This window comes from Pseudomonas sp. S8, assembly GCF_050473925.1.
In the GTDB taxonomy this organism is placed as follows: Bacteria; Pseudomonadota; Gammaproteobacteria; order Pseudomonadales; family Pseudomonadaceae; genus Aquipseudomonas; species Aquipseudomonas parakoreensis.
In genome coordinates, this window is the sequence record NZ_JBFDVZ010000016.1 from 5244512 (window position 1) to 5260277 (window position 15766).

The 15766-nt window shown below is 59.6% G+C and carries 11 protein-coding genes; 4 read left to right on the forward strand and 7 right to left on the reverse strand.

The features are described from left to right. Nucleotides 1–111: 111 nt before the first annotated feature. The 3 genes from AB1J88_RS24855 (at nucleotide 112) to yjiA (ending at nucleotide 3515) form a co-directional block, all read left to right on the forward strand. The gene (locus tag AB1J88_RS24855) at nucleotides 112–2178 is read left to right on the forward strand and encodes a carbon starvation CstA family protein (RefSeq protein ID WP_047296692.1); all 2067 of its coding nucleotides are present in this window, start codon (nucleotides 112–114) and stop codon (nucleotides 2176–2178) included. Nucleotides 2179–2193: 15 nt separating this feature from the next. After that, nucleotides 2194–2391: a YbdD/YjiX family protein gene (locus tag AB1J88_RS24860; RefSeq protein WP_003228401.1), complete on the forward strand. Its 198-nt coding sequence runs from the start codon at nucleotides 2194–2196 to the stop codon at nucleotides 2389–2391. Between the two features lie 152 nt (nucleotides 2392–2543). Beyond that, nucleotides 2544–3515, forward strand: a complete 972-nt coding sequence (gene yjiA, locus AB1J88_RS24865) for a GTPase (RefSeq protein ID WP_430292167.1) — start codon at nucleotides 2544–2546, stop codon at nucleotides 3513–3515. A 122-nt stretch (nucleotides 3516–3637) separates the two neighbouring features. Here yjiA and AB1J88_RS24870 read toward each other — a convergent pair whose 3' ends face one another. The 7 genes from AB1J88_RS24870 to AB1J88_RS24900 all read right to left on the reverse strand — a co-directional run bounded on the left by AB1J88_RS24870 (nucleotide 3638) and on the right by AB1J88_RS24900 (nucleotide 13528). After that, complete coding sequence (locus AB1J88_RS24870) at nucleotides 3638–4348, reverse strand: GntR family transcriptional regulator (RefSeq protein ID WP_430292168.1); 711 nt, start codon at nucleotides 4346–4348, stop codon at nucleotides 3638–3640. A 23-nt stretch (nucleotides 4349–4371) separates the two neighbouring features. Further along, nucleotides 4372–5076, reverse strand: a complete 705-nt coding sequence (locus AB1J88_RS24875) for a FadR/GntR family transcriptional regulator (RefSeq protein ID WP_025108765.1) — start codon at nucleotides 5074–5076, stop codon at nucleotides 4372–4374. Between the two features lie 84 nt (nucleotides 5077–5160). Continuing rightward, nucleotides 5161–6474 (reverse strand): C4-dicarboxylate transporter DctA, encoded by a 1314-nt coding sequence (locus AB1J88_RS24880; RefSeq protein ID WP_095668274.1) that lies wholly within the window; start codon nucleotides 6472–6474, stop codon nucleotides 5161–5163. 267 nt (nucleotides 6475–6741) lie between these two features. Then, a complete protein-coding gene (locus AB1J88_RS24885; RefSeq protein ID WP_108183857.1) occupies nucleotides 6742–7296 on the reverse strand; it encodes a hypothetical protein in 555 nt (184 codons plus the stop codon). Between the two features lie 82 nt (nucleotides 7297–7378). Next, nucleotides 7379–7951, reverse strand: coding sequence for a hypothetical protein (locus tag AB1J88_RS24890; RefSeq protein WP_041065239.1), 573 nt, complete (start codon nucleotides 7949–7951; stop codon nucleotides 7379–7381). A gap of 226 nt (nucleotides 7952–8177) precedes the next feature. Continuing rightward, the gene (gene glyA, locus AB1J88_RS24895) at nucleotides 8178–9431 is read right to left on the reverse strand and encodes a serine hydroxymethyltransferase (protein ID WP_041065242.1); all 1254 of its coding nucleotides are present in this window, start codon (nucleotides 9429–9431) and stop codon (nucleotides 8178–8180) included. 248 nt (nucleotides 9432–9679) lie between these two features. Beyond that, a complete protein-coding gene (locus tag AB1J88_RS24900; protein WP_222018286.1) occupies nucleotides 9680–13528 on the reverse strand; it encodes a sensor domain-containing protein in 3849 nt (1282 codons plus the stop codon). A 286-nt stretch (nucleotides 13529–13814) separates the two neighbouring features. On the opposite strand from AB1J88_RS24900, the gene ettA reads away from it, so the two are divergent. Further along, nucleotides 13815–15479 carry an energy-dependent translational throttle protein EttA gene (gene ettA, locus AB1J88_RS24905; RefSeq protein ID WP_086792873.1) on the forward strand — a complete coding sequence of 555 codons (1665 nt, stop codon included), beginning with the start codon at nucleotides 13815–13817 and terminating at the stop codon, nucleotides 15477–15479. Nucleotides 15480–15766: the final 287 nt, after the last annotated feature.

Genomic DNA, 15766 nt, shown 5'->3' on the forward strand with positions numbered 1-15766 from the left:
GGCTGCCAATCGACAAGGCGTCTAGACCAACGTCGGGGTATGGCCTTTGGCGCCGTAAGCGCTAAACTCGGGGTGGCTGTCTTTCTTGTCCACCCTGGCTGGAATAATAAAATGAAAAATAATAATAGCCTGCTACGCCACTTACCCTGGCTAGTGCTGGCAATCGTAGGAGCGTGCGCCCTGGGCGTAGTGGCATTGCGCCGAGGAGAGGCGATCAACGCCTTGTGGATCGTGGTCGCGGCGGTGGCCATTTATCTGGTTGCGTACCGTTACTACAGCCTGTTCATCGCCAACAAGGTGATGCAACTGGATCCGCGTCGGGCCACCCCCGCCGTGCTCAACAACGACGGTCTGGACTACGTGCCGACCAACAAACACATTCTTTTCGGTCACCACTTCGCCGCGATCGCCGGCGCAGGACCTCTGGTCGGCCCGGTATTGGCGGCGCAGATGGGCTACCTGCCCGGCACATTGTGGCTGATTGCCGGGGTGGTGCTGGCGGGCGCGGTGCAGGACTTCATGGTCCTGTTCATGTCGACCCGGCGCAACGGCCGTTCCCTGGGCGACATGGTCCGTGAAGAAATGGGCCGCATCCCCGGCACCATCGCCCTGTTCGGCTGCTTCCTGATCATGATCATCATCCTTGCGGTGCTGGCGCTGATCGTGGTCAAGGCCTTGGCCGAGAGCCCGTGGGGCATCTTTACCGTGATGGCGACCATCCCGATCGCGATGTTCATGGGCATCTATATGCGCTACATCCGCCCGGGCCGCATCGGCGAAATCTCGGTCATCGGCGTGTTGCTGCTGCTCGGTTCGATCTGGCTCGGTGGGCAGATTGCCGCTGATCCGGTGTGGGCCAAGGCTTTCAGCTTCACCGGTGTGCAAATCACCTGGATGCTGATCGGTTATGGCTTCGTCGCCGCCGTGTTGCCGGTGTGGCTGATTCTCGCGCCACGCGACTACCTGTCGACGTTCCTCAAGATCGGCACCATCATCGCTCTGGCGATCGGTATTCTGGTGACCATGCCCGAGCTGAAAATGCCGGCGCTGACCCAGTTCGTCGACGGCACCGGGCCGGTGTGGAAGGGCGGTCTGTTCCCGTTCCTGTTCATCACCATCGCTTGCGGTGCAGTATCCGGTTTCCACGCACTGATCTCGTCGGGTACCACGCCGAAGCTGCTGGATAACGAAACCAACGCCCGTTACATCGGTTACGGCGGCATGCTGATGGAATCGTTTGTGGCGATCATGGCGATGGTTGCCGCTTCGGTGATCGAGCCGGGCGTGTACTTCGCCATGAACAGCCCGGCCGCGGTGGTCGGTGGTGACGTGGCATCGGTGGCACAGATGGTCAGCAGTTGGGGCTTCGCGATCACGCCTGAGGCGCTGCAAGCGGTTGCCCATGACATCGGTGAAACCACCATCCTCGCCCGTGCCGGCGGTGCGCCGACCCTGGCGGTCGGTATCGCGCAGATCCTGCACAGTGTCCTGCCGGGTGAAAACACCATGGCGTTCTGGTACCACTTCGCGATCCTGTTCGAAGCACTGTTCATCCTGACTGCTGTGGACGCCGGCACCCGTGCCGGGCGCTTCATGCTGCAGGACCTGCTCGGCTCCTTCGTTCCGGCGCTCAAGCGCACCGAATCGTGGACCGCCAACCTGATCGCCACCGCCGGTTGTGTGGCGATGTGGGGCTGGTTGCTGTATCAGGGCGTGATCGATCCGCTGGGCGGCATCAACACCCTGTGGCCGCTGTTCGGTATCTCCAACCAGATGCTGGCGGGTATCGCGCTGATGCTCGGCACTGTGGTCCTGATCAAGATGAAGCGCCAGCGCTACATCTGGGTCACCCTGCTGCCGGCCGCCTGGCTGCTGATCTGCACCACGACTGCGGGCTTCATCAAGCTGTTCGACGCCAACCCGGCGATCGGCTTCCTGTCGCTGGCCAAGAAGTACAGCGATGCCCTGGCCGCCGGCCAAGTCATTGCTCCGGCCAAGAGCATCGAGCAGATGCAGCACGTGATCTTCAACGCCTACACCAACGCAACGCTCACCGCGCTGTTCCTGTTCGTGGTCTTCAGCATCCTGTTCTACGCGCTCAAGGTCGGCATTGCCGCCTGGGGCAAAAAAGAGCGTACGGATAAAGAATCGCCATTCCAGGCCCTGCCGGACGCGTAACCAGAGGATTGCACCATGTTCAATGACCTGAGTCGCCTCGGTAAATACCTCGGTCAGGCCGCGCGCCTGATGGTCGGCATGCCCGACTACGACACCTACGTCGAGCATATGCAAACCAAACACCCGGACAAGCCGGTGATGAGCTACGAGATGTTCTTTCGCGAGCGTCAGGAAGCGCGTTACGGTGGCAAGGGTGGGCCGAAGTGCTGTTGAGCTGACAGCCTGCGGTTGAGGTCATCCCTCTGTGGGAGCGAGCCTGCTCGCGAAAGCGGTGTGTCATCGAGCAATGATGTCGACTGACATGACCCCTTCGCGAGCAAGCTCGCTCCCACATTTGTTTTGTGTTTGTTTCAGGAGATCGTGTTTTGTCTTCTCCCATACCCGTGACGGTACTCAGTGGTTTTCTCGGTGCCGGCAAGACCACCTTGCTGCGCCATCTGCTGAAAGCCGAGCACGGTCTGAAAATCGCCGTGATTGAGAACGAATTCAGCGACGCCGGCATCGACACCCAGTTGCTCGGCGACCAGCCGGTGCAAGTCATGACCCTGGCCAACGGCTGCGTCTGCTGCACCATTCACACTGATCTGACCAAGGCCCTGTACCTGCTGCTCGAACGCCTGGACAGCGGTGAAATCGCCTTCGACCGGCTGGTGATCGAATGCACCGGGCTGGCCGATCCAGCGCCTGTGGCGCAAACCTTTTTCATCGACGAAGAACTGCGTGAGCGCTATCTGCTCGACGGCATCATCACATTGGTCGACGCCGCCCACGCCGACCTGCATTTGACCCAGACCATCGCCCAGGCGCAGATCGGCTTCGCCGACCGCTTGCTGGTCAGCAAGACTGATCTGGTGGATGAGGCCACGTTCAATGCACTGAGCGAACGCCTGACGCGAATCAACCGCCGTGCACCAATCCGCGTGGTCGAGCACGGCAACATCGATCTGGCGGAACTGCTTGATGTGCGGGGTTTCAACCTCAACGCCGATCTGGGCGGCGGGGTCAGCCTGCGTCCGGTGAGCAAGGCGCCTTCCATCGATCGCATCTCCAGCCTGGTGCTGCGCACGGACCAGCCGCTGGATATCGATCGGCTCAGCGAATTCATGAATGAGTTGCTGGAAGAGCACGGCAAGCAATTGCTGCGTTACAAGGGAGTGCTGAACATCGCTGGCGAGGATCGGCGCCTGGTGTTCCAGGGCGTGCTGAAACTCTACGGTTTCGACTGGGACACCGAGTGGGCCGAGGGTGAGGCGCGGGAAAGCGTGATCGTGTTTATTGCCGATGATTTGCCGGAAGAGAAGATTCGGGCGGGGTTTGCCAAGGTGGCTTCTGCCTGATGGTTCTTCGGTGTCAGGGCTGACGCCATCGCGGGCAAGCCCGCTCCCACAGGTTTATAGGTGTACACACAATCTGTGAACGACGATAACCCTGTGGGAGCGGGCTTGCCCGCGATGGCGATTCAACCGACAACGCAATGCTTGACGGTTGGCTCCAGCAGCGTCTGCTCCAGATCATCCAGATGCCGATTCATCAGTAGACTGGCCTTGACCCCATCTCCACATTCAACCGCCTCGATAATCGCCAGGTGCTCCTGCCACGCGCAACAACCGAGCGTTGATCCGTCACACCGCGCAATCGCCAGCGACGTCAACGGCACCAAGCTGGCAAGAAAATGCGCCAGCGGTGCATTCCCCGACATCTGCGCCAACTGCAGATGAAACTCGCCGGACAAACGAATCGCCGCCGCACGCCGTTCCTGAACCACGGCCAGGCGTTCGCGTTCGACCAGCGTGCGCAAGCGTTTCAAACCCTCCGCCGACGCATTCTGACAAGCCAGACGCACCAGCGTCGCTTCGGTCAGGCGCCGAGCGTGCAGGGTTTGTCGGGTCTGCTCTGCATCCGGTGCGGCGACCCGCGGCCGATGATTGGCGCGCAGCACAATCACCTGCTCATGGGACAACTGCGTCAGTACCCGGCGTACATCGGCGCGGCTGACGCCAAACATCTGCTTGAGACTGTCTTCGGTGAAGCGGCTGGCCGGGTCGATTCGCCGGTCCAGAATCGCCTCGAACAGCCGCGGGTACAGAGCATCTGCCGGCGCCTGCAGGCGGGAGAAGGGCAGAGGTGCCGACATCTGACGAGTGTGCGGCGACGTGGCAAGACTGTTCATGGCCGGTCTCCAGTGTGAGTTCTTCAGTGGCTGAGGTTGTCTTCCGGGATATTCAGTTCGATGCCCATGCGCTGGCCTTCGCGCAGGATGTGCCGACGCATTTCGGCGCTGGCCTGAGCGCTGTTCTTGCTGCGGATCGCGCGCACCACCGCTTCGTTTTCTTCCAGGCGCTCGGCCAGATGCTCAGGCGAATTGCGCAGCACTTCGGCGCTTTGCTTGAGGGCATTGCTGGTCTGCTGCACCACGCTCTGGAAAATCGGGTTCGAGGTCAGGGTGAACAGCTCTTCGTGGAAGGCGATGTAGGCGCTGACGCCGGCTTCGCTGTCGCCCGCTTCAAGGGCTTCGCGCATGTCCATCAGGGTCAGGCGCAACTGGCCGACTTCCTTGCTGCTGATCGACTGCGCGACCAGGCCGACAATGAACGGCTCAAGGGTGTAGCGCAGTTGCAGCACGTCTTCGAGGCTGGCGCCGGCGACCGCGCTGTCGTGGCTCTGGCTGTCACTGAGCTGGGCGTCGAGCACTACCACGCCTTTGCCCGGCATCGAGCGGACCAGGCCCAGGGTCTCCAGAACGATCACCGCTTCGCGCAGGCTCGGACGGCTGATGCCCAGTTGTTCGGCCAGTTCGCGCTGGCCCGGCAGCATGTCGCCGGAGCGCCACTGACCACGGGCGAGGGCGGCGCGCAGTTTTTCTACGACTGAGTTGACGACGGTTGATGTGGTGATCACTTGTCTAGCTCCGTAAGCCTATAGGGGATGCCGCAAACAAGATCAAAAGATCGCAGCCTGCGGCAGCTCCTGCAGGGTTGAAAATCAGAACTCTTGCTGGTGCGCCGGAGTTCCGGTTTTACGCGGTTGAAAGGTGTAGCCCTGCTGACCGCTGAGTACTTTGTTGGCGCGTTGTACGTCGATGTCCTTTTCCCAGCGGGCGATGGCCACGGTGGCGACACAGTTGCCGATCAGGTTGGTCAGCGCCCGGCCGATGCCCATGAACCAGTCCACCGCCAGCACCAGCACCAGCCCGACCACCGGAATCGCCGGGATCGCTGTCAGTGTCGCCGCCAGAATCACCAGCGCCGAACCGGGAATGCCGTGGGCGCCCTTGGAGGTGATCAGCGACACCAGCAGAATCGTCAGCAGGTCGGTCATCGCCAATGGCGTGCCGGTGGCGTTGGCGATGAACACAATGGCCAGCGTCAGGTAGATCGAAAATCCGTCGAGGTTGAACGAGTAGCCGGTGGGAATCACCAGCCCGACCGTCGAGCTGCCGATGCCCAGATGTTCGAGTTTGCGCATGATCTGCGGCAGCACGGCATCGGAGGAGGCGGTGCCCATGACGATCAGCAGCTCTTCACGCAGATATTTGAGCAATGGCCACAGGCGCAGGCCCGAGGCACGCATCACCACACCGAGGATCACGCTGACGAACGCGACGCAGGTCAGGTAGAACAAACCGACCAGACTGCCCAGGTGCTGCAGCGAATCGAGGCCGTACTTGCTGGTGGTGAAGGCGATGGCGCCGAACACGCCGATGGGCGCCAGACGCACGATCATGCCCATGATCCGGAAGATCACATGGCTCAGTTCGTTGATCAGTCGCGAGATCCCGGAGGCCGCTTCACCCACCAGATTCAGTGCGCTGCCGAACAGCACCGAAAACAGCAGCACCTGCAGGATGTTGTTGTCGGCAAAGGCGCCGAGCACCGAGGTCGGGATCAGGTCCATCAGGAACTGCGTGGTGGTGTGCATGTGCTGGCCGCGTTCGGCGATGTCGCCCATGTCAGCGGCGGACAACTGCTCCAGATGGATATTCGCGCCGCTGCCGATCCCGGTGCTGAACGCGAACACCAGACCGATCACCAACGCAATGGTGGTCAGCACTTCAAAGTAGATCACCGATTTGAGGCCGATACGCCCGACCTTCTTCAGATCCCCTGCGCCGCTGATGCCACTGACCACCACGCAGAACACGATCAGGCCGATCAGCATCTTGATCAGTTTGATGAAGCCGTCGCCCAAGGGTTTGAGCTGAGCGGAATATTCGGGAAGGGTCAGTCCGCAGATGATGCCGAGCACCAGTCCGAGAACCACTTGGAGGAAGATTGAACGCGAGCACCATCTGAGCATGGGAGGAATCCTGGTCGGTGTCCTGGCTGCCGTGTGCGGAGCACATCAGATTCAGGACTTAATTATTGTGGTCTTACCGGTATGTCCAGTGCAGGCGCAGTCTACGCGCGGGATTTCTTGAAATACAAGAGGGAGGTCGGAAATTGGCATGACCGGTCTGACCAGTGGTGCTTTGCACGGTGTTGCCGTGGAGCCCGTTCGCAACGAGAAAGCCCGGCGATGTTCGGCCGGGCTGGTTTGTGCTGACGCTGGCGGATTTCAATCTGCTCAGTAAGGCACGTTGCGCTTCAGGATATTGAGCTTGAAGTCGAGAACACCGGCGCTGCGGTTCGAGTTGGTGCGTACGAACGTGCCGACTCTGGGGTCATGCTTGTTGCGACTTTGCCCGGCGCACAACAGCGCGCCGCTTCGGGTCTGGATTCTGACGGTGGGCGTATCCGTTTCGATCTGATCCAGCGTGATGATATTGCCCTTGGCATTGAGCAAGTTGAACGTGGTCTGGTCTCCATCTTCGGTTGCATAAGCGTTCAAGAAGTCTTTTTCTTCACGGCTGATGGTTCTGTAGTAGTACTCGCCTGGCGTGAAGATATAGATAGTGTAGTAGTCGTCAAGGCAGCGGAAGTAAAGAGTCAGTGCGTCCGGTGCAACATCCGGCTTGAGAAAGAGATAGTTTGAAACATCCAGGTGGTGGGAGAACGTAAAAGCTTCATAATCAGGACGCGGAGTCGTGACCTTTCTGCCATACGTCAACTTGGGGAAGTGCGGGTAGCCATAGCGAGTGCTCAATGTTGCAATAAAGGATTTTTCCTGATTGGTGCTCATGGTATTACTCGATTATTTGAGTGCTGATAAATAAATAGCGGACTGTTCAATGGCGTAAATATTGAATATTTGAACGTTGATGTCAGATTTCGTCGGGATCACTGAGAAACGATGCATTGCGCTCGATGATGTTCAGTGTGAACGGCAGGCCTGTGTTATCCGTCTCGGCCAGGTAGGTGTAGGGCGCGCCTCGTCGACGCAGCGCTGTTATCTGGCCTGCGTTGCGTGCCTTGAGCCGCACTCGCTGACGATCACCGCCCATATCCTGCAAGGTGATGATCCGGTTATCGTGGCTCAGCAAGTTGAAAGAGGTGGTATCGCTGCCCGCCGGCAGAAAAGCCCCTAATACCCCGGCGCGACCCTTGCTCAAGCAATAGCCGGTGTGCGTGGCGTGGTCGCGTATGTAAAGGTGGTAATAGTCATCAGTGCAGCGAAAATAAATGTTCATGGGTTGAACATTCTTTACTTCCCTTTGGGGGCGGCAACCCAATAGATGGGCATCATCGATCGTTTTGGGGGCGCCTGTATAAAAACCGCCGGAAAATGAATTGTCATAACGCAAGACTGGGTTTTCATAAAGCGCGCCCAGGACGTTCAGATGGTGCTGATCCAGTGTTAGTGTTGCGATAAATGACTTTTGCCTGTTTGTTGTCATGAACTCTTCCTTGAGTTTTTGATGGGTGTTTCTTTGTTTTGTGTGGATTTTTAGTTGCTGTTGCGTATTCTGTTTTTAACACTAACAGCTAAGTTTTGTTGGTGTCCTGTTTTTCTTTGAAGTTGTTGTTTCAAGTTTTAAGTGAGGCGGCAGCGACTTTCACGCAGACGAAAAAAAACCGGCCAATCACTTGGCCGGTTTTTCATGCTGCTGATTTAACGTCGCATCAAGCGCCGTATACCGGCAGTTTCTTGCAGATGGCTTTGACTTTCTCACGAACGGCGTCGATCACCGCTTCGTTGTTCAGGTCAGCCAGGATGTCGCAGATCCAGCCGGCCAGCTCTTTGCACTCTGCCTCTTTGAAGCCACGAGTGGTCACAGCCGGAGTACCGAAGCGCAGGCCGGAAGTGACGAACGGCGAGCGTGGATCGTTAGGCACGGAGTTCTTGTTCACGGTGATGAACGCTTTGCCCAGCGCGGCGTCGGCGTCTTTACCCGAGATGTCCTGCTTGATCAGCGACAGCAGGAACAGGTGGTTCTTGGTACCGCCGGAAACCACGTCGAAACCGCGCGCGATGAACACTTCGGCCATGGCCTGGGCGTTCTTCACCACTTGTTCCTGGTAAGCCTTGAACTCAGGCTGCAGCGCTTCCTTGAAGCAGATCGCTTTAGCAGCGATCACGTGCTCCAGCGGGCCACCCTGGGCGCCCGGGAATACTGCAGAGTTCAGCTTCTTCTCGATGTCGGCGTTGGCGCGCGCCAGGATCAGACCGCCACGTGGACCGCGCAGGGTCTTGTGCGTGGTGGTGGTCACGACGTCAGCGAAAGGTACCGGGTTCGGGTAGACGCCAGCGGCGACCAGACCGGCCACGTGAGCCATGTCGACAAACAGGTAGGCACCGACTTTGTCCGCGATGGCACGGAAGCGCGGGAAGTCCAGAATCTGCGAGTAGGCAGAGAAACCGGCCACGATCATTTTCGGCTTGTGCTCAACGGCCAGACGCTCGACTTCGTCGTAGTCGATCAGGCCATTGGCGTCGATGCCGTACTGCACGGCGTTGTACAGCTTGCCGGAGGAGGAAACGCTGGCGCCGTGGGTCAGGTGACCACCGTGGGCCAGGCTCATGCCCAGAATGGTGTCGCCACCTTGCAGCAGGGCCAGGTAAACAGCGGCGTTGGCTTGCGAACCGGCGTGCGGCTGAACGTTGGCGTAATCGGCGCCGAACAACTCTTTGGCGCGGTCGATGGCCAGTTGTTCAACGACGTCAACGTACTCGCAACCACCGTAGTAGCGCTTGCCCGGATAGCCTTCGGCGTATTTGTTGGTCAGTACCGAGCCTTGAGCTTCCATCACCGCAGGGCTGGTGTAGTTTTCCGAAGCGATCAGCTCAATGTGCTCTTCCTGGCGCTGAGCTTCTTGCTCCATGGCGGCAAAGAGATCGGCGTCGTACTTGGCAATAGTCAAATCACGGCTGAACATGGCGGTCCTCAAGGATCGGGGGCAGAAAAGGGGGGCATTCTAACCCAATGGGTTTTGGATGGCATATGAAACGACATCATGTCGCAGACAAGTGGCGTTCATGACAGATGTGCGGTGCTTTTGCCGGCCTCTTCGCTGGCAAGCCAGCTCCCACATTAACCTGGGTGAACTACACGACTTGTGATCGACATCAACCCTTGTGGGAGCTGGCTTGCCAGCGATGGGGTCAGCAGCCTTTACACAGAACCTCAGTCGAACATGAACAGCGCATCATTGCTGAACTGCGCTTCAAACCGGCTTGCCGGCATCGGTCGGCCGAACAGATAGCCTTGCACTTCATCGCAGCCATGCTCGCGCAGGAAGTCCAGTTGCTCATGGGTTTCCACGCCTTCGGCGATCACTGCCAGATTGAGGCTGTGGGCCATGGCGATGATCGCGCGGGCGATCTGCGCGTCCTGCTCGCCGGACGGCAGGCCGTCGACGAAGGTACGGTCGATCTTCAGCACGTCGATCGGGAATTGCTTGAGGTAGTTCAGCGACGAATAACCGGTGCCGAAGTCGTCGACCGCGATACTCAGACCAAGGTTTTTCAGCCCGGCGAGAATCTGCATCGCCTCGCTGACTTCGCGCATCAGGATACTTTCGGTCAGCTCCAACTCCAGGCACGCCGGTGGCAGCCCGGTTTCGCGCAGGATGGTGGCGATCCGCGTGCCGAGCTGGCCATCGGAGAACTGCCGCGCCGAGATGTTCACCGACACCTTCGGCACGCGCACGCGGTTCTGGTGCCAGGTCTTGAGCTGACGGCAGGCTTCGCTGATGACCCAGTCGCCAACGTCCACTACCAGACCGAGTTCTTCCAGCACCGGAATAAAATCTCCCGGCGGCACCAGCCCGCGACGCGGATGACGCCAGCGCAGCAGCGCTTCGGCGCCGGTCAGGCGTTTGCCGTCGCCACTGAATTGCGGCTGGTAATACAGGACGAATTCGTTCTGCTCCAGCGCATGGCGCAGGTCGCTTTCCAGCTCAAGACGCTCCAGCGCACTGGCGTTCATGTCGGCCTGATAGAACTGGAAGTTGTTCTTGCCGCGCTCCTTGGCGTGGTACATCGCGGTATCGGCGTTCTTCATCAACTGACTGAGTTCGTTGCCGTCCTGCGGACTCAAAGCAATGCCGATACTGGCGGTGACGAAGAACTCGCGGCCTTCCAGCACGAACGGTTTCACCAGGCTGGCAAGGATCTGCTCGGCCACATGAATCGCCCGGTTCAGCGCCATTTCGCGGCTGGAGCGGTGTTGCAGGAGCAGGGTGAACTCGTCGCCGCCCATGCGCGCCACGGTGTCGTCTTCATCGACGCAGGCCAGCAGGCGCGTGGCCATGTCTTTCAACATGCGGTCGCCGGCGGCGTGGCCGAGGGAGTCGTTGATCGGCTTGAAGCGGTCGAGGTCGAGGAACATCAGCACCACCCACGACTTCTGCCGTTCGGCCGATTGCAGCGCGGTGTGCAGGCGATCCTGGAACAGCGTGCGGTTCGGCAGGTGGGTCAGGGCGTCGTAGTAGGCGAGTCGATGAATGCGTTGTTCGCTGGCCTTGCGCTCGCTGATGTCGCTGAAGAAACACACGTAACTGGCGAGGTCGCCTTCATCGTCGAGGACCGCCGTGATGCCGACCCATGCCGGGTAATGCTCGCCGTTACGGCGCTTGAGCCAGACTTCGCCTTCCCAGGTGCTGTGCTGATGCAGTTGCTTGAGCACGTAACGCAGGTGTGCGTCCTGTTGTTCGTCGACGGTGAGCATGTTCGGCAACTGATCGAGCACTTCCGAGACGGCATAACCGCTGACCCGGCTGAAGGCTTCGTTGGCCTGCACGATGTAACCGGCGGGGTCGGTGATCAGGATCGCCGAAGTCGAGTGCTCGAATACCGTGGCGGCCATGCGCAAGTCTTTCTCGGCGCGGCGCTGCTGGCTGATGTCGCGGCCGACGCCGAGCACACCTTCGAAGGCGCCGTGTTCGTCCCACACCAACACCAGGCGCAGCTCGATCGGAATCTTGCGACCGTCGGCGCGCAGGCAGTCGAACAGGAACATCTGCGTCTGCACCTGGCTTCGCAGCTGTGCGAGTTGCTCAGGCTTGTCGAGCGCTTTGCTGACCCGGTCCATCAGGGAATAGATGCCGCTCAGCTGTTGCGGGTTGGCGATGGTCGATTGCCAGCCGTTCTGGAAAATCCACTCGGCGTCGTAACCCAGCACCGCCTGCACCGACGGGCTGACGTAGTTCAACGACAGCTTGCTGTCGGTGGAGAAAATCACGTCGCTGATGCTTTCGGCGAGCATGCGGTAGCGCTGCTCGCTGTCGCGCAGCGATTCGCTGGCCTCTATCTGCTCGGTGATGTCCTTGGCCACGCCGATGATCCGCGTGACCTGATCATGTTTGTCACGGGCCAGCGCCTGCTCACGAATATCGAAGCGCCGCCATTTGCCGTCGCGATGGCGGAAGCGCAATTGGCACTGCAACAGCTGGCTGTAACCGGCGTGCCGCTGCATCTGCCGCGAGCGGTGGTAATAGTCGGCGTCTTCCGGATGCAGGAGGATTTCCCAGAAGTACTCGCCCATCTGGTGCAGCTCGGAGCGGTTGTAACCGAGGGTCTGGCCGAGGTGGTGGTTGCTGAAAATCATCCGCTGGCTGATCACGTCCTGCACGTACAGATGATCCGGCACCGTGCGCACCACGTCCGACCAGAAGCCTTCGCGCTCCAGCAGCGACAGTTCGATCAGCTTGCGGCTGGTGATGTCGTTGATGCTCAGAATCACCGCTTTATAGTCGTGCAGCTCTTCAGGCAGGCGCAGAACCATCCACAGGTGCTGATCGCGACCGTTGATATCCGGCAGTCTGATTTCCAGTTCCAGTTGATTCTGTTGCTGCAGAACCGCGTCGAGCACCTGGTTACCGATGGCGCACTGGCTGTGCGGATGGCCGTCGATCAGCAGTTGCCAGGCGTGCTCGCAGGAATTGACATTGAGCAGCTGCAGCGCGACCTGATTGACCTCGGTAACGCGCAGTTCTTGCAGCAGTTGCTGGCGCTGGACCGGTTGGTCGAGCCAGGCCTTGAGCTGGTCGCTGGTCTGGATCTGCGCTTTGTCGAACACCTGCTTGAGGCCGGACAGATCGAGCACGCACAGCGCAACACCGGTGCCTTCGAAGATGTCCTGATAACGTCGGCGGCCTTCATGCAACTGGCGCTGGCGGCGACGCATGTTGAGCAGCGCGATCACCGGCAACATCGAGAACGCCAGACCCAGCAGGCATTTGCCGATAAACGCTGGCAGCAGTTCTTCGAGCACCCGCTGACGATCGAACAGCCCGCGCAACTGCCAGTCGCTGCTGCTCAGCGGCACGGTTAAAACAGTGTTGGCCAGGTCGTCGGGGCTCAGCACGCCGGGCCTGGCTGAAGACAGCGCTTCGTCGCGGCTGATGATCTGGTGGTTGAGGCGGTTTTCCACCAGCCACAACGGGCGGATGCCGGTTTCGCCCTGCTGGGTCAGCGAGTCGAAGAAGGTTGGAGTCAGGCGCAATACCCAGTAACCGCGCGTGCTGCCGCTGGCTTGATGCAATAACAGATGCACCACCGAGCCGTCGTCGGCGTTGCTGAAGTAATGCGCCTGGGCGCGGCTGCGGCGCACCAGTTCAGCGAGGTAATCGGCGTCGTGGCTGTCGCTGGCGCTGTCGTTGAGGATTTTTCCGGACGGGCTGAGCAGGGCCAGGCTGCGTACGTCCGGCAGCGATTGCTGGAGCTTGCGCAGCAGCGCCTGCTGTTCGTCGGACGACTGTGGCTGTTCGACGATCGGTAGCAGGTTGAGGGCGATTTGCGCATTCAGCGACATGTTCAGACTGACCTGCGAGGCGAGGTCGGCGGTGTAGTCGATGGTGTACTGGCGCTGGTTTTTCTGAGTCTCGCGCAATTGGTCGAGCAACTGCCAGAACAGCAATGCCAGCAGCAAAAGTACCAGCGTCGCCAAGGCACCCTTCAATGTTCCTCGCAGGGGCGAGCCGGTCCCCGGATTGGACGCGCTCACAGATGCTGGCGGGGTAACGTTGGACAAGCTGAAATCCTGCGGTTTGGCTGGACTGGCGCGACGTGCACTATAAGCCGGACGCCCGAAGGGCGGCTAGCATGCCTTGAGTTGTGGCGAAGTGCCAGCCCCACTCGGCTGGACTGCCTTCCGTCATTCAGGTAGCTTTGCCGGTTACGCGGGAGCGTTCCAGCTCCTAGACTCAGACTTTTTCAGCGCGCACGCATTGATGACCATCAAGTGAACGACGCGCATCGGTCTGGCCGGGCATCGCCTGCGCTCCAATCATTCATCTGTCACTGACCCAAGGTTCTCCATGGCTCAATACGTCTTCACCATGCATCGGCTGGGCAAAGTTGTTCCGCCGAAGCGGGAAATCCTGAAAAACATTTCGCTGTCGTTCTTCCCCGGCGCCAAGATCGGCGTACTCGGCCTCAACGGTTCGGGTAAGTCCACGCTGCTGAAAATCATGGCCGGCGTCGACACCGAGTTCGAGGGCGAAGCCCGTCCGATGCCGGACCTGAACATCGGTTATCTGCCGCAAGAACCACAACTTGATCCGACCAAGACCGTGCGTGAAGTGGTCGAGGAAGCCGTCAGCGTGATCAAGGACGCGCAAGCGCGTCTGGACGAGGTCTACGCCGCCTACGCTGACCCGGATGCCGACTTCGACAAGCTGGCTGCCGAACAGGCCAAGCTCGAGGCGATCCTGCAGGCCAGCGATGGTCATAACCTGGAGCGTCAACTGGAAGTCGCGGCCGATGCGCTGCGTCTGCCGGCCTGGGACGCAAAGGTCGAACACCTGTCCGGTGGTGAAAAGCGTCGCGTGGCCCTGTGCCGCCTGCTGCTGTCCGCTCCGGACATGCTGCTGCTCGACGAACCGACCAACCACCTGGACGCTGACTCCGTGGCGTGGCTGGAGCACTTCCTGCACGACTTCCCGGGCACCGTGGTCGCGATCACGCACGACCGTTACTTCCTGGATAACGTTGCTGGCTGGATTCTCGAGCTCGACCGCGGCGCGGGCATTCCTTACGAGGGCAACTATTCGGGTTGGCTGGAAGCCAAGTCCGATCGTCTGGCCCAGGAATCCAAGCAACAGTCGGCTCACGAAAAAGCCATGAAGGAAGAACTGGAGTGGGTGCGCAAAGGCGCCAAGGCCCGCCAGTCGAAATCCAAGGCTCGTCTGGCACGCTTTGAAGAAATGCAGTCGCAGGAATTCCAGAAGCGTTCGGAAACCAACGAGATCTACATCCCGGCCGGTCCGCGTCTGGGCGACAAGGTCATCGAATTCAAGAACGTCACCAAGGGCTACGGCGATCGCGTCCTGATCGACAACCTGTCGTTCTCCATGCCGAAGGGCGCCATTGTCGGCGTGATCGGTGGTAACGGTGCCGGTAAATCGACCCTGTTCCGCATGTTGATGGGCAAGGAAACGCCGGATTCCGGCACCATCGAAGTCGGTGAAACCGTGCAACTGGCCTGTGTTGACCAGAGCCGTGAAGACCTCGACGGCAGCAAGACCGTGTTCCAGCAGATCTCCGACGGTTCCGACCAGATCCGCATCGGCAACTACGAGATCCCGTCGCGCACCTACGTCGGTCGCTTCAACTTCAAGGGCGGCGACCAGCAGAAGTTCGTCAAGGACCTGTCCGGTGGTGAGCGCGGTCGTCTGCACCTGGCGCTGACCTTGAAGGAGGGCGGCAACGTCCTGCTGCTCGACGAACCGTCCAACGACCTCGACGTTGAAACCCTGCGTTCCCTGGAAGAAGCCTTGCTGGACTTCCCGGGCGCCGCCATTGTGATCTCTCACGATCGCTGGTTCCTGGACCGCGTCGCGACCCACATCCTGGCGTACGAAGACGACTCGCAAGCGGTGTTCTTCGAAGGTAACTACACCGAGTACGAAGCCGACCGCAAAAAGCGTCTTGGCGAAGCGGCGGCCCAGCCACACCGGGTACGCCACAAGAAACTGGCCTGATTCGGGTTGGTGGCAGAAAGAGCGGAGCCTTCGGGCTCCGTTTTTTTTTGCCTGGTTTTTTCGGCAATACCGAGTTGAATTCATCGCTGGCAAGCCAGCTCCCACAGGATTTTTGTTGTACCTGGAATGTGTGAGCACCACGAAAACTGTGGGAGCTGGCTTGCCAGCGATAGCGGTGTAACTGTTGGTGCATCACTTCAATCTGATCTCCCTATTCAGGTGCAAAATCAGATCAAAAAACCGCCTGATTTATATCCTGTGCACCATTTAATTTCATAACTGCGACA

Bases quoted from the DNA above. Each gene is read 5' to 3' on its own strand.
- AB1J88_RS24855 (WP_047296692.1), top strand. From the start codon at position 112: ATGAAAAATAATAATAGCCTGCTACGCCACTTACCCTGGCTAGTGCTG.
- AB1J88_RS24890 (WP_041065239.1), bottom strand. From the start codon at position 7,951: ATGACAACAAACAGGCAAAAGTCATTTATCGCAACACTAACACTGGAT.
- glyA (WP_041065242.1), bottom strand. From the start codon at position 9,431: ATGTTCAGCCGTGATTTGACTATTGCCAAGTACGACGCCGATCTCTTT.
- AB1J88_RS24885 (WP_108183857.1), bottom strand. From the start codon at position 7,296: ATGAGCACCAATCAGGAAAAATCCTTTATTGCAACATTGAGCACTCGC.
- AB1J88_RS24870 (WP_430292168.1), bottom strand. From the start codon at position 4,348: ATGAACAGTCTTGCCACGTCGCCGCACACTCGTCAGATGTCGGCACCT.
- AB1J88_RS24860 (WP_003228401.1), top strand. From the start codon at position 2,194: ATGTTCAATGACCTGAGTCGCCTCGGTAAATACCTCGGTCAGGCCGCG.
- ettA (WP_086792873.1), top strand. From the start codon at position 13,815: ATGGCTCAATACGTCTTCACCATGCATCGGCTGGGCAAAGTTGTTCCG.
- AB1J88_RS24880 (WP_095668274.1), bottom strand. From the start codon at position 6,474: ATGCTCAGATGGTGCTCGCGTTCAATCTTCCTCCAAGTGGTTCTCGGA.